Origin of the sequence: Lysobacter helvus, from assembly GCF_018406645.1 — a bacterium.
In the GTDB taxonomy this organism is placed as follows: Bacteria; Pseudomonadota; Gammaproteobacteria; order Xanthomonadales; family Xanthomonadaceae; genus Noviluteimonas; species Noviluteimonas caseinilytica.
Window position 1 is genome coordinate 1,025,881 of sequence record NZ_AP024546.1, and the last position, 17,407, is coordinate 1,043,287.

Consider the following 17,407-nt stretch of genomic DNA (forward strand, 5'->3'; position numbering starts at 1 on the left):
CTAAGCCCCTTCCCCACGTCAAGGCTCCCTGCAATGCCCGCATCCGCCGACCTCCTCAAGGAACTGCGCATCGACCGAAGCGCACCGCCGCCTGCGCCGCCGTCGCGCAAGCGCTGGGCGTTGCTGGCCGTGTTCGGCGGCGCGATCGCGGCGATCGTGGGCGCGTGGGCCGCGATGGGCCACGGCGGCGCGACCGAAGTGGAGACCGCGCAGGTCACCGCGATCGGCGGCAGCGGCGGCGGCAATGCCACGGCGGTGCTCGATGCCACCGGCTATGTCGTCGCGCGCCGCATGGCCACCGTGTCGGCGAAGATCACCGGCAAGGTGCGCGAAGTGCTGATCGAAGAAGGCCAGCACGTCGAAGCCGGCCAGGTGATGGCCACGCTCGATCCGATCGACGCCGATGCGCAACGCGCGCTCGCGGCGTCGCAAGTGGCGATGGCGCAAAGCCAGGTCGGCAGCATCGATGCGCAGCTGCGCGAAGCCGAAGCGAACGTCGTGCGCCTGAATGGCTTGATCAAGCAGCAGCTCGTCTCGCGCGCCGCCTACGACCAGGCCGTCGCCGAACGCGATTCGTTGCGCGCGCAGCGCAACACCACGCAACGCCAGGCCGCGGTCGCCGGCAACCAGCTGCGCATCGCCGACCAGAACATCGACAACACCGTGGTGCGCGCGCCGTTCGCCGGCGTGGTGATCGCCAAGGCCGCGCAGCCGGGCGAGATGGTCTCGCCGCTGTCGGCCGGTGGCGGCTTCACGCGCACGGGCATCGGCACCGTGGTCGACATGGATTCGCTGGAAGTCGAAGTGGAAGTCGGCGAAGCCTTCATCGGCCGCGTGAAGCCGAAGATGCCGGTCGAGTCCACGCTCAACGCGTATCCCGACTGGAAGATCCCCGGCGAAGTCATCGCGATCATCCCCGCCGCCGACCGCGGCAAGGCGACGGTGAAAGTGCGCGTGGGCATGAACGTGCGCGACCCGCGCATCGTGCCGGACATGGGCGTGCGCGTGAGCTTCCTGGAAGCGGCACGCCCGGCCACCGCGCAGAAGACCAACCCCGGCGTGCTCGCGCCGGCAGGCGCGATCGTGCAGCGCGACGGCAAGGACGTGGCGTTCGTGGTCGATGGCGAGAAGGCGCAGCTGCGCGCGGTGAAGGTCGGCCGCACGCTCGGCGACGATCGCGAAGTCACCGAAGGCCTGAGCGGCGGCGACACCGTCGTGGTGTCCCCGCCCGAATCGCTGGCCGACGGCGCGCGCGTCAAGCCGAAGGCCGCCGAAGCCGAATCGCAGTAACGCATTCCACCCTTCCCGAACCCCCGCACCCCCGGAGCCAGGCATGTCCACCCTCGTCAGCATCCGCAACCTGCACAAGACCTACCGTCGCGGCCCCGAGACCGTCGACGTCCTGCACGGCCTCGACCTGGACATCGCCCAGGGCGACTTCGTCGCATTGATGGGGCCGTCGGGTTCGGGCAAGACCACGCTGCTGAATTTGATCGGCGGCCTCGACTCGCCTTCCGGCGGCGAGATCTCCGTCGACAACCAGCGCATCGACACGCTCACCTCGGGCCAGTTGTCGCAGTGGCGCAGCAACCACGTCGGCTTCGTGTTCCAGTTCTACAACCTGATGCCCACGCTCACCGCGCAGAAGAACGTCGAGCTGCCGCTGCTGCTCACGCGCCTGTCGTCGGCGCAGCGCAAGCGCAACGCGGAGATCGCGCTGGAACTGGTGGGCCTGAAGGATCGCGGCGGCCATCGCCCGTCCGAACTCTCCGGCGGCCAGCAGCAGCGCGTGGCGATCGCGCGCGCGATCGTCTCCGACCCCACGCTGCTGATCTGCGACGAACCCACGGGCGACCTGGACCGCGCGTCCGCCGAAGACATCCTGGGCCTGCTGCAGATGCTCAACCGCGAGCACGGCAAGACGATCGTGATGGTCACGCACGATCCGAAGGCCGCCGAATACGCCACGCATACGCTGCACCTCGACAAGGGCAACCTGGTCGAGCAGGCCGCGCACGCCGACTACGCCTGAGCCAGGCCCGGAGCCCGCGATGAAATATTTCCACTTGATCTGGGCGGCGCTGTTCCGCAGCAGGACGCGGACCTTCCTCACGCTGTTCTCGGTGATGACCGCCTTCTTCCTGTTCGGCATGCTCGACTCGGTGCGCGTCGCCTTCAATTCCGGCGGCAGCGTCACCGGCGCCAATCGCATGATCGCCTCGTCGCGCCTGTCGCTGACGCAGATGCTGCCGTACTCGCTCGACCCGCAGATCCGCGCGATCCCGGGCGTGAAGAAGTCCTCGTACGCCGCGTGGTTCGGCGGCATCTACAAGGATCCGAAGAACTTCTTCCCCAACTTCTCCGTCGGCCCCGGTTACCTCGACGTGTATCCGGAATTCATCCTGCCGGCCGACCAGCGCAAGGCGTGGGAAGCCGATCGCACCGGCGCGATCGTCGGCGAGACGCTGGCGAAGCGGCACGGCTGGAAAGTCGGCGACGTGATCCCGTTGCAGGCCACGATCTTCCCGACCAAGGGCAGTAACGACTGGTCGTTCAAGCTCGACGGCATCTTCAAGGTCAAGGACGAGAAGCAGAAGGCCGGCCAGGAAAGCGTGCTGCTCTTCCACTGGAACTACTTCGACGAGGCCAACGACTACGTCAAGGGCCGCGTGGGCTGGTACATCCTGCAGCTCGACGACGCCAGCCACGCAGACCGCGTGTCCAAGGCCGTCGATGCGTTGTCGGCCAACTCCGACCACGAGACCAAGACACAGACCGAACAGGCGTTCAACCAAGCCTTCATCAAGCAGATCGGCGACATCGGGTTGATCGTCACCGCGATCATGGGTGCGGTGTTCTTCACCCTGTTGCTGCTGACCGGCAACACGATGGCGCAGGCGGTGCGCGAACGCATTCCGGAACTGGCGGTGCTCAAGACCATCGGTTTCAGCAATCGGAGCGTGCTGATGCTGGTGCTCGGCGAGTCGGTGTTGCTGGTGGCGATCGGTGCGGTGCTGGGCCTGGCGCTCGCGCCGCTGGCGATGATCGCCACGACGAAGGGCAGCGGCGGCTTCATCCAGTTGCCGTCGAGCCTGCCGCCGGAAAGCTGGGTCACCGGCCTGTTGCTGATGCTGGCCTTCGGCGTGCTCGCCGGCCTGCTGCCCGCATTGCGTGCGATGCGCCTGAACATCGTCGATGCCCTCGCGGGCCGCTGAGGAGACTCCTATGTCGAAGTCGAAACGTTTCTTCTCCGGCCTGCTCACGATCGTGGCCCTGGTCGCCGCGCTCGTCGTGTGGTCGATGCTGCCGTGGTTCGGCGTGCTCGCGATCGCGGTCGCGGTCGCCGCGTGGCTCGCCTTCACGCGTAGCGGTGCGATCGCACTCGCCGCCACGCGCATCGGCATCGCGGGCTTGCCGCAACGCTGGGGTGCGTCGTCGGTGATCGTGATCGGCATCGCCGGCGTGGTCGGCGTGCTGGTGGCGATGCTCGCGATGGGCGAAGGCTTCAAGGCCACGCTGTCCAACACCGGCGGCACCGACACCGCGATCATCCTGCGCGGCGGTTCGCAAGCCGAGACCAACTCGGTGATCACGCGCGACCAGGTGCCGCTGATTTCCGGCCTGCCGGGCATCGCGCGCGGCGCCGACGGTCAGCCGGTTTCGTCGCCGGAGCTCTCGCAGGTGGTCAACCTGCAGAGCAAGGCCGACGGCACCGACACCAACGTGCAGTTCCGCGGCGTGGGTCCTGCGGCATGGGCGTTGCGTCCGAAGCTGAAGATCGTGGAAGGCCGCAAGTTCGGCCCGGGCCTGCGCGAGATGGTGGTCGGTCGCGGTGCGCAGAAGCAGTTCGCCAACCTCGACGTCGGCAAGCAGGTCAAGCTGGCCAACCAGGTGTGGACGGTGGTGGGCGCGTTCGAGTCGGGCGATTCGAACGAGTCGGAACTGTGGGCGGACGTCGACGTGCTCGGCCCCGCGTACCAGCGCCAGGCCTTCCAGTCAGTGACCGTGAAGCTGGATGGCAAGAACGGCTTCAAGCAGTTGTCCGCCGGCCTCGCCGCGGATCCGCGCCTGAAGCTCGACGCGATGACCACGCACGATTACTACGCCAAGCAGTCGGAAGGCCTGACGAAGTTCCTCTCCGTCCTCGGCATCGTGATCGGTTCGATCATGGCGGTGGGCGCGATCTTCGGTGCGCTCAACTCGATGTACGCCGCCGTCGCGGGTCGCTCGCGCGAAATCGCGACGATGCGTGCGCTGGGCTTCCGCGGCGTGCCGGTCGTCACCGCGGTGATGCTGGAAACGATGCTGCTCGCGCTGGTCGGCGGCATCATCGGCGCGCTGATCGCGTGGGTCGTGTTCAACGGCCACACCGTGTCGACGCTGGGCAACAACTTCAGCCAGGTGGTGTTCCAGTTCCGCGTCTCGCCGCAGTTGCTGTGGACGGGACTGAAGTGGGCGCTGGGCATCGGGTTGGTCGGTGGGTTGTTCCCGGCGTTGCGGGCGGCGCGACTCCCGGTGACGGAGGCCTTGCGCGCCGGTTGATCGCAAACCGTGTCGAAGAGCGGGCGGCCTCGGCCGCCCGTTTTCTTTTGCGGTGCGGATTGCCGGTACGATCCGCGACGGGATCGGGGAGCGTTGACGAATGCAGGATTGGGGCGGGGTGCTGGTCGTTGTGTGCGCGCTGGGCGCGGTGTTCGCGATTTTCCGCTTGCAGCGCAGGGCGAAGGCAAGCGCCGCAATCCGGAACGCGGCATCGATCGCCGCGCTGGCGAATGCGCAGCGTTTCGAGGCGCGCAGCCGTCGCTGGGTCAACGTCGTGGCGCTGCTGGTGCTCGGCATTGCGCTCGTCATGCTGGGATGGGGCGCGTACGTGATGACGCGCACCGGGACATGGATCGGCGCCGTCGTCGTCATGTCGACGGGCATCGCGCTGCTGGCGTGGATGCTCGCGAGCATCCCGCGCATCGTGCGCAACGAACCGATGTTGTCGATGGACGCGCGCGGGCTGTATTGCGTCAACCTGGGCCGCATTCCGTGGACGGAGATCCTGGCGATCGCGTGGACCGTGCGCCAAGTGAAGAACGGCGAGCTCAACCAGCTGGAACTGCTGCTGCGCAAGCCGGCACGCTACCTGGACGGCGCGCCCTGGCGCGTGCGCCTGCTGAAACGCCGCTGGCGCACGCAGCAGCCCCGCTACGGCGAATTCAATCTCTCGATGGACTCGCTCGACAAGGCGCCCGCGGTCATCCACGCCGCGGTGCTGCATTTCCGCGAACAGGTGCAGCCGCCGCTGGCCATGCTATGGCGCGCGGGCATGGATGACCGGCAGGTCGATGTGATGCTGGAATTCGCACAGCGCCAGGCCGACATCGAGCAGGCCCTGCGCTCGAGCGATCCTGCGCAGGTGCGCGATGCGATGGCGCGCGTCGCCGTGCTGGAGCGCGAGGGCGATGCCGCACTGGAAGAAGCCGCCGTCCATGCGAAGCGAACGCAACGCAAGACCTGGCTATGGAATGCATTCGTGTTCGCGCTGGTGCTCGTGGCGCTGGTGATCAAGGTCACGCACTGATCATCAGGCGCTTGCCGCCGCGCATCCATCCGGCTTGCGCACCCGCTCCGTCGACGCCGGATACTTCACCAGCAGATGCGCCGCGCGCCTGGGCCGCGGCGCGAACGTCCCGCCGCAGTTCGGGCACCGGCCCTTGAGCACGCCGGTGGCGCAGTCGGCGCAGAACGTGCATTCGAACGAACAGATCAGCGCGTCGTGCGCGTCGGGCGGCAGGTCCTTGTCGCAGCATTCGCAGTTCGGGCGCATCTGCAGCATTCGCGGAATCCTTAGCGGGTGGCGGGCGCCGCCGCAATGGTGGGCGCGCTGGTGCGGCGCGAGCGCAGCACGCCATCGATGGCGAAGATCGCCAGCGCGATCCAGATGAAGGCGAACCCGATCGCGCGGTCGCGGTCGAAGGCTTCGTGGAAGACGAACACGCCGATCAGGAACTGCATCGTCGGCGCGACGTACTGCAGCAGGCCGACGACCGACAACGGCACGCGCCGCACGGCGTACGCGAAGCCCACCAGCGGCAGCGCGGTAAGCGCACCGCTGACGATCAGCAGCACGCTGGTCCACGCGCCGTAACCGCCGGCGGATTGCGCCACGAAGAAGCCGCCCTGCCCGTGCCATTGGCTCCAGCCGAGCAACACGATGGCCGGCAGCAGCAGGTACGCGCCTTCGACGCCGAGGCCCGGGATCGATTCGACCGACGCGAGCTTGCGGATCAGGCCATACAGCGCGAACGACGCGGCGAGCGCGAGCGCGATCCACGGCAACTGGCCGAAGCGCAACGTCAGCCACGCAACACCGACGGTGGCGATCGCGACCGACACCCACTGCGCACGGCCGAGGCGCTCGCGCAGCAGCACGACGCCCAGCAACACGTTGAGCAGCGGATTGATGAAGTACCCGAGGCTCGATTCGACGACGTGCCCCGCGTTGACGGCCCAGATGTACAGGCCCCAGTTGAACCCGATCAGCAGGCCGCTCAGCCCGAGCATCCACCACACGCGCGGTTTCGCGAGCGCGGCGCGCAGCCAGCCGCGGCCCTGCGTCCAGGTGAGGTAGGCGCCGACGATCACCGCGCTCCACGCAATCCGGTGCAGCACGATCTGCAGCGACGGCACGTCCTTCAGCATGTGCCACCACAGCGGCATCACGCCCCACAGCAGGAAGGAACCGACGGCGATCAGCAGGCCGCGGCGGTCGAGGCCGGGGTTGGTCATGCGACGGGCTCTTCGGCGGGGGCGTCGACGTTGGTCTCGCGCGCGGGTTTCGCGGGCGTCGCGCTGCGCGCCTTCGCCAGCGTGATCAACACCACGCCGACCAGGATCACCGCCATCGCGCCGAGGTCGTGCTGGGTGAACACTTCGCCGCCGATCAGCGCGCCGATCAGCACCGCGAGCGGCGGGTTGACGTACGCATAGCTGGTGGCGAGCGCGGGCCGCACGTGGTGCAGCAGCCAGATGTAGGCGGTGAAGCCGAAGATCGAACCGGCGACGACGAGGTACAGCATCGCGGCGGTCGCGCTCGCACTCGGCATCGTGGTGATGCGTTCGCCGTGCAGCAGCGCGGCGAGCACGAGCCACAAGGTGCCGGCGAGCATCTGGCCCGCGGCGGCCATGAAGGGTTCCGGCAGGTCCTGGTCGCGGCTCCAGATCGAACCCCACGCCCAGGCGAGCGGCGCGATGATCAGGCAGACCAGGCCGAGCGGCGAACCGGAGAGTTCTCCGCCGATGCCGAGCCAGATCACGCCGAGGAAACCGATCACCAGCCCCGCCCATTCCATGCGCGTGGGATGGCGGCCGCGCAGCATCGCGAACACGCCGGCGAACAACGGCATCGACGCGACCGCGATCGCGGCGAGGCCGGAGCCGACCTGCGTCTCCGCCAGGTTCACCATCGCGTTGGACAGCACGACCATGAAGATCGAGAGCTTCGCGAGCACGATCCATTGCTTGCGCGTCGGCGGCGGCGTGCCGCGGAAGCGCAGCACGGCGTACATCAGCGAACCGGCCAGCGCCATGCGGATCGCGGCGAGCAGGAACGGGGGATAGCCCTGCAGCGCGAAGCGGATGGCGAGGTACGTCGATCCCCACAACACGTACACCGCGGCGAGCGCGAGGCCGATGGCGAGGGCGGACGCGGGCTTGATGGGGGACGCGCTCATCGGGTCGGGCTCTCGATCTGGCCGGCGAGCCATTGCAGGCCCGCGAGGTGTTGCTGGTCGTGGCTGCACAGGAAGTGCATCAATCCGCGCAGCGTGGTGGGGCCGTAGCCGTCGAAGTGCGCGGGGCGCGCGAAGTCGGCGGGCGACAAGGCGGTGAGCAGCGCGATCGTTTCCGCGCGCGCCTGGGCGAAGTCGGCCAGCGCCTGCGCCGCCGTGCCGCGTTGGCCACGCGCATCGGCGAGCGCGTAGCTGTCGATGTCGGCGAGCAGCGGCGTGGCTTCCTGCAACGTGCGACGGAAGCGCACGTGGTAACCCTCGCGCTCGATGTCGTGCACGTGCCACAGCTGCGCGAGCGGGCCGAAGCGTTCGCTCGGGCAGCCTTCCCAGGACGCCGGGACGAAATCGGCGCGGGATTCGGGGATGACGGCGTAGTGCGCGCGCAATTCCTGCGGGAAGCGCACGAGGGCCGCGAGGGTGGGGTCCTGCATGGGCGACAGCCTAGCGAGACGTCCAGCATTGCGTTTGAAAATTCGTGCGCATTGGCGCAAGAATCTTGCACACGCCAAGGAGGCGCCATGTCTGCCCCCCTCGCCCTCGACGAGTTCGACCACCGGCTGCTGGAACTGCTGCAACGCGACGCTGACGCCACGCTGTCCGCGCTCGGCGACGCGGTGGGCCTGTCCGCCAGCGCGGTGCAGCGGCGCATCAAGCGGTATCGCGAATCCGGATTGATGCGGCAGGTGGCCGTGCTGAATCCCGCGATGCTCGGCAACGTGACGCTGGCGGCGGTGCTGGTGGCGCTGGAACGCGAATCCGCGCGGCACCATGCCGCCTTCTACGCGCGCATGCGCAGCGCGCCGGAAGTGCAGCAGTGCTACGTGCTGGCGGGCGAGTGGGATTACCTGGTGATCCTGGCCACCACCGGCTTGCCGCACACGCGCGAAGTGGCGGAGCGGCTGTTCGGCAGCGACGAAACGCTGAAGCGCTACGAGACGCGCATGGTGTTCGAACCGATCAAGCTGGGATTGCACCTGCCGACCCGCCCGCCCGCGGCACGCCGCAAGAAGTGACCGTACCGCGCAGTCGCTACGCAGCACGCTCGCGCTGCAGCAGCGCCTGCTTGAGCGGCAAGCCCCAGCGATACCCGCCGAGGGAGCCGTCGCCGCGCACCACGCGATGGCACGGCACGACGATGGCGATGCGGTTGGTGGCGCAGGCGCGCGCGATCGCACGCGCGCCGCGCGGCTGGCCCAGCGCGTCGGCGAGCGCGGCGTAGCTGCGGGTTTCGCCGCGCGGGATCTTCATCAGCGCATCCCACACTTTCTTCTGGAACGCGGTGCCGAGCAGGTCGACATCGACGTTGGCGCGCTTGCCCGCCAGCACTTCGGCCACGGCGCGCACGCGCGGTGCGAGGAATTCGTCGCGGCCCGCGTCCACGCGCTCCAGCTGCGCGCGCGGGAATTCCGCCTGCAACGTCGCTTCCAGCGCCGTGCCGTCCGCGCCGAGTTCCACCATGCAGATGCCGCGCTCGGTGGTGGCGACCAGCGCCTGGCCGAGCGCCGTGTCGACGAGGCTCCAGCGGATGCGTTCGCCCGCGCCGCCCGCGCGATAGCGGGCCGGCGTCATGCCGAGGCGCGCGGCCCCGCCTTCGTACACGCGCGACGGCGAACCGTAGCCCGCGTCGTACAGGGCACCGCTGACGTCGTCGCCGCCGCGCAACGCGGCCTTGAGCGTGCCGAGCTTGCGCTGTGCCAGGTATTGCGCGGGGCTGATGCCGAAGCGCGCGGTGAACGTGCGCTGCAGGTGCGAGGCGCTCAGGCCCACTGCTTCGGCGAGGGACTCGAGCGAATGCTCGCCGTCGTCGAGCAGGTGGCGCACGTGCTCCAGCTTCACCGCGATCTCGGTGGTGGCGGAAGCGGCGGTGGGGGCGGCGTCGTTGGCGATGTGCTTGTCCATGTCGGAAACGATAACGGGCGCCCTTGGGCGCCCGCTATCCGATTCTTGCCCGGGGCCGTGTCGGGTTACTCCGACCAGTGGCCCTGTTCGCGCGCCGCCGGCAGCACCTGCTGCGACAGCTTGCGATCGCCGTTGAGCAGGGTGAGGGCATCGGCGAGGATCGCGGCGGATTCGCGCAGCAGCGGATCCGGACGCTTCTCTTCCAGCTTCTCGCGCTTGGCGTCTTCGGCGATGTTGCGCTCGCTGGCCTGGAGGCCGTCGTCGCTGGGATCGGCGGCGAACGGATCCAGCGGCAGCCCCAGCGCCTTGCGCTCGGCCTGGCGCGACTTGCGCTTGGCTTCGAACGTATCGCGCTCGGTACGGCGGGCGGCTTCGTTGAGCGAGACGGACTTCTTCGCGTTCTCCTCGCGGAACTGCGCGACGTCCTCCGACCACCACTGGAACTCCTTGTCCTTCGCCACGCGCGCGGCGTGCATCGCATCCAGGCGCGGCAGCAGCGGTGCGAAATTGCCGTACTGCGTGTGCTGCACGGCGGCGATGCGCGTCCACGGCAAGGCGTTGTCGTAGGTGCTTTCGCCGAATTCGCTCGCGTCGACGGTCACCGGGAACCGGATGTCCGGGACGACGCCCTTGTGCTGCGTGCTGCCACCACTGACGCGGAAGAACTGGGCGATGGTGAGCTTGATCTGGCCGAAATCGCTGCCTTCCTTCTCCGGCCAGCGGTCCAGGTCCATCAGGTTCTGCACGGTGCCCTTGCCGAAGGTGGTCTCGCCGATGACGAGGCCGCGGCCGTAGTCCTGGATCGCGCCGGCGAAGATTTCCGACGCCGAGGCCGAACCACGGTTGATCAGCACCGCGAGCGGGCCGTCCCACGCAACGCCGGACTGTTCGTCGTCTTCCACCTGCACGCGGCCGCCGGATTCGCGCACCTGCACGACCGGGCCCTTGTCGATGAACAAGCCGGTGAGTTCGACGGCTTCGGTCAGCGAACCACCGCCGTTGTTGCGCAGGTCGAGCACGACGCCATCGACCTTCTGCACCTTCAGCTGCGCGAGCAGGCGACCGACGTCGCGCGTGGCCGACGCGTAATCGGTGGCGTTGCGGCGACGGCCTTCGAAGTCCTGGTAGAACGCCGGCAGTTTGATGACGCCGATCTTGCGCGGCGCCGCACCGCCGGTGCCCGGCACGGTGATCGTCTGCGCCTTGGCGGCCTGTTCTTCCAGGCGGATCTTGTCGCGCACCAGCACCAGGCGCGTGGGCTTGGCGTCGGCGGGCGATTCGGCGGGGACCATGTCGAGGCGCACGGGGGTGTTCTTGGCGCCGCGGATCTGGTCGACGACATCATCGATGCGCCAGCCCACCACGTCCTTCATTTCGCCCGACGTGCCCTGCCCGACCGCGACGATGCGATCGCCCGGCTTGAGCTTGCCGCTTCGCGCGGCCGGACCACCGGGCACGATCTCGCGGATCACCACGACTTCGTCCTGCTTCTGCAGCACCGCGCCGATGCCTTCCAGCGACAGCGACATCTGCATGTTGAAGTTTTCCGCGGTGCGCGGATCGAAGTAATCGGTGTGCGGATCGATCGAGCCTGCGTACGCGTTGAGGAACGTCTGGAAGACATCCTCGCCGTTGAGGTCGGTGACCGAACCCAGCATGTTGGCGTAACGCTTGTCGAGCGTCTTGCGGATCTCGTCCGGCGACTTGCCGGCGAGCTTCAGGCGCAGCCAGTCGTTGCGCACCGACTGCTTCCACATCGTGTCGAGCGCGGCCGCGTCGGCCCACGGCGCGTCCTTGCGGTCGTAGTCGTAGCGATCGTTGCCGGCGAAGTTGAAATCGCCGGTCTTCAGCTGCGCGCGCGCGGCGGCGACGCGTTCGGTCACGCGCTGCTTGTACACGGCGAACATGGCGTACGGCGCCTGCAGGTCGCCCGCCTTGATGGCGTCGTCGAGCTTCGTCGTGTACGGCTGGAACTTGGCGATGTCCTGCGCGGTGTAGAACAACTTGCCCGGGTCGAGCGATTCCAGGTAGCGCCGGAAGATTTCCTGCGACAACGCATCGTCCAGCGCGCGCGGGCGATAGGCGTAGCGGCTGTCGGACAGGATGCCGTACACGACCTTGGCGGTCGTGGACTGGCTCGCGGTGGCACCGGCCGGCAAAGCGCTGGTGTCGTGGTCGGCGCGCGCCAGCAGCGCGATCGGCGCCGTGAGTGCGAAGGCGAGGGTCAGGACAGGCAGGGTGGAGCTGAGCTTCATGGGCGCTTCCGGGCCCGGTGGGGCGGGCCGAATGAGGGGCATTGCGGAGATGGGGACGACGACGGTGCGGGACCAGACTGCGACCGCCATCGACGCCCCGACAGTGCCGAAAGTTTCTCCGGGACGCCAGCGTTTATATGCGGGGATTCGGGGACGGGGATTCGGGATTCGTTAAATCCCGCATCCCGTTCAGGCGGCCACGAAGCCCGCGTCGGCCGCTTGGCGATCGGCGTGGTACGACGACCGTACCAGCGGGCCCGACGCGACGTGCGTGAAGCCCAGCGACATGCCGTAGTCCTCGAACGCCTTGAACTCATCGGGCGTCCAGTAACGCAGCACCGGGTGGTGGTGCGCGCTCGGCTGCAGGTACTGGCCGATGGTCACCATGTCGACGTCGTGCGCGCGCAGGTCGCGCAGCGTGCCCTGCACCTGCTCCAGGGTTTCGCCCAGGCCCAGCATGATCCCGGACTTGGTGGCGACTTCCGGGTGCTGTGCCTTGAACTTCTTCAGCAGCGTGAGCGACCAGGCGTAATCCGCACCCGGCCTCACGTTCGGATACAGGTCCGGGACGGTTTCCACGTTGTGGTTGAAGACGTCCGGCGGGTTGGTGGCCAGGATGTCCAGCGCGCGTTCCATGCGGCCCTTGCCGCGGAAGTCGGGCGTGAGGATTTCGATCTTCGTGCGCGGGCTGTGCGTGCGGACTTCGTTGATGCAGTCGACGAAGTGCTGGGCGCCGCCGTCGCGCAGGTCGTCGCGATCGACCGAGGTGATCACGACGTACTTCAGGCCCATGTCGGCGATGGTGGTCGCCAGGTGGATCGGTTCGCTCGGATCCGGCGGCTTCGGGCGGCCGTGGGCCACGTCGCAGAACGAGCAGCGGCGCGTGCACACGTCGCCGAGGATCATGAACGTCGCGGTGCCGTGTCCGAAGCACTCGTGGATGTTCGGGCAGCTGGCTTCCTCGCACACGGTGACCAGGCGGTTTTCGCGCAGCTTGGCCTTGAGGTTGGCCACCGAATTCCCGGACGGGATGCGCACGCGGATCCACGAGGGCTTGCGCAGCACGGGCGCGTCGGCGAACTGCACCGGCGAGCGGCCGATCTTGTCGCCCGCGACTTGCTTTGCGCCCGGCGTGAGCGACGGCGCGTCGGCGATGACGGTCAGCGGGATGGACTTGGTGTCGCTCATGCGAAGGGCTCGGGGGCGGCCGGCGAAGGATGCAGGCCGAATTGTACGGCGAGGTGTTCCAGCAGCCGCGTTTTCACCGCGTCCAGGCTGGAAGGACCGCCCAGGTCCGCCATCGAGGTCACCTGCAGGCCGGCGTAGCCGCAGGGATTGATGCGGTGGAAGGGTTTCAGGTCCATCGCGATGTTGAAGGCCAGGCCGTGGAAGGTGCAGCCGCGGCGCACGCGGATGCCGAGCGCGGCGACCTTGGCGTCGTTGACGTAGACGCCCGGGGCGCCGTCGCGGCGCACGGCGTGGATGTTCCAGTCGCCGAGCGTGTCGATGATGGCCTGCTCGATGCGGTGCACGTATTCGCGCACGCCCACTTTCAGGCGCTTCAGGTCGAGCAGCGGGTAGGCCACGATCTGGCCGGGGCCGTGGTAGGTGACCTGGCCGCCGCGGTCGACGTGGAGGACCGGGATGTCGCCCGGCATCAGCACGTGTTCGGGCTTGCCGGCCTGGCCGAGGGTGAAGACGGGATCGTGTTCGACGAGCCAGATTTCATCCGGCGTGTCGTCGGTGCGCGCATCGGTGAAGGCCTGCATGGCGCGCCAGACCGGTTCGTACGCGCGGCGGCCGAGGTCGCGGACCAGCGCCTCGCGCAACTCGGGCGGCGCGACTACAGCGTCCACTTCACTTCGGGATGGGTGCGCAGGGCCGCGTGCGCGGCGTCGTACTGCGCGCGGTTTTCCGCGCGGAAGGCGATGCGCACCGACACGTACTTGCCGTTGGAGGAATGCTTCCAGCTGACCGACTCGTGCACGACGTCGATGCCGGCGTCGATCAGCAGTTTCGGCAATTCGGCCTGCAGGTCCTTGTCGGCCGCGCCCATCGCCGAAAGCTCGAAGGTGCCGGGGAACTGGAAGCCGTGCTCGGGATTGTCGGAGTTGATGTCCATGGCCCGGCGATTATGGGTCCGGGGCCGGGCGAACCCAACCCTGCGCGCGCCAGCCCCGGCGCGTTTAATTATTTCGCGGGCGTGGCGCCCTTCACGCCCCTATGATCGGCCGCTTCCTGCGGGCTCCCCCTCGTGCGATGCACACCCCGAACCCCAATGCGCCGGCCGCCCGCTTCCGATTCGGCGCCTGCGTCCTCGATCCCGCGCGCCGCGAACTGCTGTGCGACGACGTGCACCGGCCCTTGCCCGCACGGGTGTTCACGTGCCTGCTCCACCTGATCGCCCATCGCGATCGCGCGGTGGGCCGCGACGAACTCGTCCGCGCGGTGTTCGGCCGCCCCGACGTCTCCGATGCACAACTGGCGCAGGTGGTCCTGCGTGCGCGGCGCGCGCTCGGCGACAACGGGCAGGCGCAGCGCGTCATTCGCACGGTGCCGAGCTACGGATTCCGCTGGGCCGCCGACGTGGTGGAGGAAGTGCGCGTCGCGCGCACGCTGGCGACACCGCACGGATGGGAAATCGCGGGCGCCTGGGAAGAACCGCGATAACGCAATCGTCAAACGATTGGAATGGCGCAGGCGCGATGCCGTGCCACTGTCCCGCCGCGCGCATCGGTCGCGGCGGTTGCGTCCACCCGGCTGCGCAGGATGCGTGGCCGGGCGGGCGTGGCACGCCTGGCGGGATCCTCGTACCCCCGAGTCCCGCCGGGCGTTGCCTTTAGCGCCTCAGCTGTTCCACCACATCATCAGCTCATCCCACATGCGCTTGAAGAAGCCACCTTCTTCCACCGCATTGAGCGCCACCAGCGGACGCTGCGCGATCACCTTGCCGTCCAGCATCACCTTCACGGTGCCGATCTTCTGGCCCTTCGCGATCGGGGCGACGAGCGTCTTCGGGAGTTCCATGCTCGGCTTGAGCTGGGCGTACTTACCGCGCGGCGTGCTCACGAGCATCGGTTCGGCCAGGCCCAGCTGCACTTCGTCGGCGGCGCCCTTCCACACCTTCTGCTTCGAAATCGCCTTGCTGCCTTCGTACAGGCGGTGCGTTTCGTAGAAGCGGAAACCCCAGTTGAGCAGCGCCTGCGAATCCACCGCGCGCTGGTTCTCGCTGGTGTCGCCCATGACGACGGAAATCAGGCGCTGGTCGCCGCGCTTGGCCGAGGCCATCAGGCAGTAGCCGGCGCCGCTGTGGTGGCCGGTCTTGATGCCGTCGACCGACGGGTCGCGCCACAGCAGCAGGTTGCGGTTCTGCTGCGTGATCGGGCCGACCGTGTATTCCTTGATCTTGTTGTACGCGTACGACTCGGGATAGTCGCGGATCATCGCGCGGCCGAGCAGCGCGAGGTCGTGCGCGGTGGTGTAGTGCTCCGGCGCGGACAGGCCGTGCGGATTCACCCAGTGCGAGTTCTTCAGGCCGATGCGCTTGCCGTAGGCATTCATCAGCGAGGCGAAGGCGTCTTCGCTGCCGGCGACGTGTTCGGCGAGCGCGATCGCCGCGTCGTTGCCGGACTGGATCACCATGCCCTTTTCCATCTCGACCAGCGGCGCGGTCTTGTTCACTTCGAAGCCGCTGTAGCTGCCTTCGGTGCCGGCGCCGCCTTCGCGCCACGCGTGCTCGCTCATCATCACCGGGTCGTTGGCCTTGACCTTGCCCGACTTCATTTCCGCGGCGACGACGTAGCTGGTCATCACCTTGGTGATGCTGGCCGGTTCGACGCGATCGTCGTAATGCTCGCCCGCCAGCACCTGGCCGGTGGCGTAATCCATCAGCACCCAGGCTTTCGCGCTCACGGCCGGCGGCGGCGGCACGGGCAGCGCATCGCTCAGCGCGGCGGGTGCGGCGGGCTTGGCCGGCGCGGGTGTCTGCGCGATCGCGATCCCGAGCGTGGTGGTGGCAAGGGCGGCGAGCGCGAGGGCGGCGACGGGACGAAGGTTCATCGGTACGGCAACTCCGGGGGACAGGCCCGGGCGCGAGGGCGCGGCGCGGGCAGAAAAAGGGACGCAGGGTTTGAAGCGACGACGAATTCTAGTGGCGACCGGCCCGAAAGCCTCGAAAGATTTCGTTAGTCGCGCACGATGTTGGGACGGCCGAAGCCCAGACCGGCGACGGTGGCGCTGAGTTCCGACACGCGATCGGACGCGACCGGGCCCACGCGCAGGCGCCAGACCGGCTTGCCCGAGGCGACGGCATCCATCAGGCGCGCACCGCGGATGCCGGCGCCTTCGAGCATCGCCAGCGCGCGTTCGGCGTTGCCGCGGGCCGCGAAGCTGGCGACCTGGAGGACGACGGCGTCGCCGCCGGCCGATGGCGTGGCAGGCGCGGCGGCGGGTTTCGACGGCGCGCGTTCGACTACGCGCGGCGCGTCCTGGCGAACGGGGGCCGGGGCGTCGCGTGCAGCATCGGGCTCGCCCGACTTGCCCGTGGCCACGCGCACGCGGCGCGCTTTCATCCAGGCATCGAACTCGTCGGCGGTCATCGCCTTCCCGTCCTGCTTCATGTCGAAGCGCCACGGGCCGGGCGGCGCGGGCTGGACTTCCTTTGCGGCGGGTTTGCGTTCGCCGGCTTCGGCGCTGGCGATCGGCAAGGCGGCGACGACGCGATCGAGCGCGCTCGGCGGTGCGGGCACCGGCGGCGCGACGACGGCAGGCGCGACAACCGCAGGCGCTGCGGCCATGCGCATGTCGGGGCCGCGATCGTCGACGGTGAGCGCACGCACTTCCACGCGCGCGGTGCCGGCGCGATGCACGCCCAGCTTCACCGCGGCGGCGTAACTCAGGTCGATGACGCGCCCGTCGTGGAACGGCCCGCGATCGTTGACGCGCACGATCACCGACTTCCCGTTCGCGAGATTGGTCACGCGCGCGAACGACGGCAGCGGCAACGTCTTGTGCGCCGCGCTGAACGCGTACATGTCGTACACCTCGAGCGACGACGTGCGGCGGCCATGGAACTTGTTGCCGTAAAACGACGCCAGGCCGGTCTCGACGTAACCCGACGGATCGTCGAGCACGTGGTAGTGCTTGCCGAGCACGTCGTAATCGCGGTTGCCGTAACGCGAACGCGGTTCGGCGCGGACTTCGGGTTCGGGGATCTGGTCGACGTCGGGGATTTCATCCGGCGCGCTGTCGGCGATCTCCGGCGCGTACAAGCCGCCGGCGGTGTAGTTGCCGCGCTTCGACAGGTCTTCCTGCGCGGGCGCATACGGCGAACGGCGCGTCGCGGGTTTCGCATCGCCGTGGGATGCACGCGTGGCGACCGGCGTCGGCGGCGGGGCCGACGCTTTGGGCGGCGCACTGCTGCAGGCGGCAAGGAAGAGGGCCAGCGCCGGCAGCATGCGTTTCATGGCGGGGTTG

17 protein-coding genes and 1 pseudogene are annotated in these 17,407 nt (G+C 68.5%); 7 read left to right on the forward strand and 11 right to left on the reverse strand.

Translation table 11 applies throughout. The annotated features are described in order from the left end of the window. The first annotated feature begins 33 nt into the window (after positions 1 to 33). From LYSHEL_RS05125 to LYSHEL_RS05145, 5 genes are all read left to right on the forward strand, one after another. A complete protein-coding gene (locus tag LYSHEL_RS05125) occupies positions 34 to 1,290 on the forward strand; it encodes an efflux RND transporter periplasmic adaptor subunit (RefSeq protein ID WP_213436347.1) in 1,257 nt (418 codons plus the stop codon). A gap of 43 nt (positions 1,291 to 1,333) precedes the next feature. Next, the gene (locus LYSHEL_RS05130) at positions 1,334 to 2,032 is read left to right on the forward strand and encodes an ABC transporter ATP-binding protein (RefSeq protein WP_213436349.1); all 699 of its coding nucleotides are present in this window, start codon (positions 1,334 to 1,336) and stop codon (positions 2,030 to 2,032) included. Between the two features lie 19 nt (positions 2,033 to 2,051). Beyond that, positions 2,052 to 3,215 (forward strand): ABC transporter permease, encoded by a 1,164-nt coding sequence (locus tag LYSHEL_RS05135; protein ID WP_213436351.1) that lies wholly within the window; start codon positions 2,052 to 2,054, stop codon positions 3,213 to 3,215. 10 nt (positions 3,216 to 3,225) lie between these two features. Further along, positions 3,226 to 4,542, forward strand: coding sequence for an ABC transporter permease (locus LYSHEL_RS05140; RefSeq protein WP_213436353.1), 1,317 nt, complete (start codon positions 3,226 to 3,228; stop codon positions 4,540 to 4,542). Positions 4,543 to 4,642: 100 nt separating this feature from the next. After that, positions 4,643 to 5,569, forward strand: coding sequence for a hypothetical protein (locus LYSHEL_RS05145; RefSeq protein WP_213436355.1), 927 nt, complete (start codon positions 4,643 to 4,645; stop codon positions 5,567 to 5,569). A 3-nt stretch (positions 5,570 to 5,572) separates the two neighbouring features. On the opposite strand, the gene LYSHEL_RS05150 is transcribed toward LYSHEL_RS05145, so the two are convergent. The 4 genes and pseudogenes from LYSHEL_RS05150 to LYSHEL_RS05165 form a co-directional block, all read right to left on the reverse strand. Further along, positions 5,573 to 5,824, reverse strand: a complete 252-nt coding sequence (locus LYSHEL_RS05150; protein WP_213436357.1) for a DUF1272 domain-containing protein — start codon at positions 5,822 to 5,824, stop codon at positions 5,573 to 5,575. Between the two features lie 11 nt (positions 5,825 to 5,835). Further along, on the reverse strand, positions 5,836 to 6,777 hold the full coding sequence (rarD, locus tag LYSHEL_RS05155; protein ID WP_213436359.1) for an EamA family transporter RarD: 942 nt from the start codon (positions 6,775 to 6,777) through the stop codon (positions 5,836 to 5,838). 65 nt (positions 6,778 to 6,842) lie between these two features. Beyond that, a pseudogene (gene yedA / locus LYSHEL_RS05160) lies at positions 6,843 to 7,721 on the reverse strand (drug/metabolite exporter YedA); the annotation flags it as partial. Continuing rightward, positions 7,718 to 8,209, reverse strand: coding sequence for a DinB family protein (locus tag LYSHEL_RS05165; RefSeq protein ID WP_213436363.1), 492 nt, complete (start codon positions 8,207 to 8,209; stop codon positions 7,718 to 7,720). The pseudogene yedA and the gene LYSHEL_RS05165, both read right to left, overlap by 4 nt. Positions 8,210 to 8,296: 87 nt before the next feature. On the opposite strand from LYSHEL_RS05165, the gene LYSHEL_RS05170 reads away from it, so the two are divergent. Next, entirely contained in the window at positions 8,297 to 8,791 is a 495-nt protein-coding gene (locus tag LYSHEL_RS05170) for an Lrp/AsnC family transcriptional regulator (RefSeq protein WP_213436365.1), read from the forward strand. Between the two features lie 16 nt (positions 8,792 to 8,807). On the opposite strand, the gene LYSHEL_RS05175 is transcribed toward LYSHEL_RS05170, so the two are convergent. The 5 genes from LYSHEL_RS05175 to LYSHEL_RS05195 form a co-directional block, all read right to left on the reverse strand. Then, positions 8,808 to 9,677: a methylated-DNA--[protein]-cysteine S-methyltransferase gene (locus tag LYSHEL_RS05175; RefSeq protein ID WP_213436367.1), complete on the reverse strand. Its 870-nt coding sequence runs from the start codon at positions 9,675 to 9,677 to the stop codon at positions 8,808 to 8,810. A 65-nt stretch (positions 9,678 to 9,742) separates the two neighbouring features. Beyond that, positions 9,743 to 11,932, reverse strand: a complete 2,190-nt coding sequence (locus LYSHEL_RS05180) for a carboxy terminal-processing peptidase (protein WP_213436369.1) — start codon at positions 11,930 to 11,932, stop codon at positions 9,743 to 9,745. 189 nt (positions 11,933 to 12,121) lie between these two features. Next, positions 12,122 to 13,120: a lipoyl synthase gene (lipA, locus tag LYSHEL_RS05185; RefSeq protein ID WP_213436371.1), complete on the reverse strand. Its 999-nt coding sequence runs from the start codon at positions 13,118 to 13,120 to the stop codon at positions 12,122 to 12,124. Then, entirely contained in the window at positions 13,117 to 13,788 is a 672-nt protein-coding gene (gene lipB / locus LYSHEL_RS05190) for a lipoyl(octanoyl) transferase LipB (protein ID WP_213436373.1), read from the reverse strand. Before lipB ends, lipA begins: the two co-directional genes overlap by 4 nt. After that, the gene (locus LYSHEL_RS05195; RefSeq protein ID WP_213436375.1) at positions 13,776 to 14,054 is read right to left on the reverse strand and encodes a DUF493 family protein; all 279 of its coding nucleotides are present in this window, start codon (positions 14,052 to 14,054) and stop codon (positions 13,776 to 13,778) included. Before LYSHEL_RS05195 ends, lipB begins: the two co-directional genes overlap by 13 nt. A gap of 137 nt (positions 14,055 to 14,191) precedes the next feature. On the opposite strand from LYSHEL_RS05195, the gene LYSHEL_RS05200 reads away from it, so the two are divergent. Further along, on the forward strand, positions 14,192 to 14,602 hold the full coding sequence (locus LYSHEL_RS05200; protein WP_213436377.1) for a winged helix-turn-helix domain-containing protein: 411 nt from the start codon (positions 14,192 to 14,194) through the stop codon (positions 14,600 to 14,602). A gap of 177 nt (positions 14,603 to 14,779) precedes the next feature. On the opposite strand, the gene LYSHEL_RS05205 is transcribed toward LYSHEL_RS05200, so the two are convergent. Next, positions 14,780 to 15,991, reverse strand: coding sequence for a D-alanyl-D-alanine carboxypeptidase family protein (locus tag LYSHEL_RS05205; protein ID WP_213436379.1), 1,212 nt, complete (start codon positions 15,989 to 15,991; stop codon positions 14,780 to 14,782). A gap of 125 nt (positions 15,992 to 16,116) precedes the next feature. Continuing rightward, a complete protein-coding gene (locus tag LYSHEL_RS05210; RefSeq protein ID WP_213436381.1) occupies positions 16,117 to 17,397 on the reverse strand; it encodes a septal ring lytic transglycosylase RlpA family protein in 1,281 nt (426 codons plus the stop codon). Positions 17,398 to 17,407: the final 10 nt, after the last annotated feature.

What these genes read in the sequence shown, in the direction of transcription:
- LYSHEL_RS05175 (WP_213436367.1), bottom strand. Translation starts at nt 9,677, where the DNA reads ATGGACAAGCACATCGCCAACGACGCCGCCCCCACCGCCGCTTCCGCC.
- lipA (WP_213436371.1), bottom strand. Translation starts at nt 13,120, where the DNA reads ATGAGCGACACCAAGTCCATCCCGCTGACCGTCATCGCCGACGCGCCG.
- LYSHEL_RS05135 (WP_213436351.1), top strand. Translation starts at nt 2,052, where the DNA reads ATGAAATATTTCCACTTGATCTGGGCGGCGCTGTTCCGCAGCAGGACG.
- LYSHEL_RS05170 (WP_213436365.1), top strand. Translation starts at nt 8,297, where the DNA reads ATGTCTGCCCCCCTCGCCCTCGACGAGTTCGACCACCGGCTGCTGGAA.
- LYSHEL_RS05145 (WP_213436355.1), top strand. Translation starts at nt 4,643, where the DNA reads ATGCAGGATTGGGGCGGGGTGCTGGTCGTTGTGTGCGCGCTGGGCGCG.
- LYSHEL_RS05195 (WP_213436375.1), bottom strand. Translation starts at nt 14,054, where the DNA reads ATGGACATCAACTCCGACAATCCCGAGCACGGCTTCCAGTTCCCCGGC.
- LYSHEL_RS05205 (WP_213436379.1), bottom strand. Translation starts at nt 15,991, where the DNA reads ATGAACCTTCGTCCCGTCGCCGCCCTCGCGCTCGCCGCCCTTGCCACC.
- LYSHEL_RS05200 (WP_213436377.1), top strand. Translation starts at nt 14,192, where the DNA reads ATGCACACCCCGAACCCCAATGCGCCGGCCGCCCGCTTCCGATTCGGC.
- LYSHEL_RS05165 (WP_213436363.1), bottom strand. Translation starts at nt 8,209, where the DNA reads ATGCAGGACCCCACCCTCGCGGCCCTCGTGCGCTTCCCGCAGGAATTG.
- LYSHEL_RS05140 (WP_213436353.1), top strand. Translation starts at nt 3,226, where the DNA reads ATGTCGAAGTCGAAACGTTTCTTCTCCGGCCTGCTCACGATCGTGGCC.
- rarD (WP_213436359.1), bottom strand. Translation starts at nt 6,777, where the DNA reads ATGACCAACCCCGGCCTCGACCGCCGCGGCCTGCTGATCGCCGTCGGT.
- LYSHEL_RS05210 (WP_213436381.1), bottom strand. Translation starts at nt 17,397, where the DNA reads ATGAAACGCATGCTGCCGGCGCTGGCCCTCTTCCTTGCCGCCTGCAGC.
- LYSHEL_RS05180 (WP_213436369.1), bottom strand. Translation starts at nt 11,932, where the DNA reads ATGAAGCTCAGCTCCACCCTGCCTGTCCTGACCCTCGCCTTCGCACTC.
- LYSHEL_RS05150 (WP_213436357.1), bottom strand. Translation starts at nt 5,824, where the DNA reads ATGCTGCAGATGCGCCCGAACTGCGAATGCTGCGACAAGGACCTGCCG.
- LYSHEL_RS05130 (WP_213436349.1), top strand. Translation starts at nt 1,334, where the DNA reads ATGTCCACCCTCGTCAGCATCCGCAACCTGCACAAGACCTACCGTCGC.
- LYSHEL_RS05125 (WP_213436347.1), top strand. Translation starts at nt 34, where the DNA reads ATGCCCGCATCCGCCGACCTCCTCAAGGAACTGCGCATCGACCGAAGC.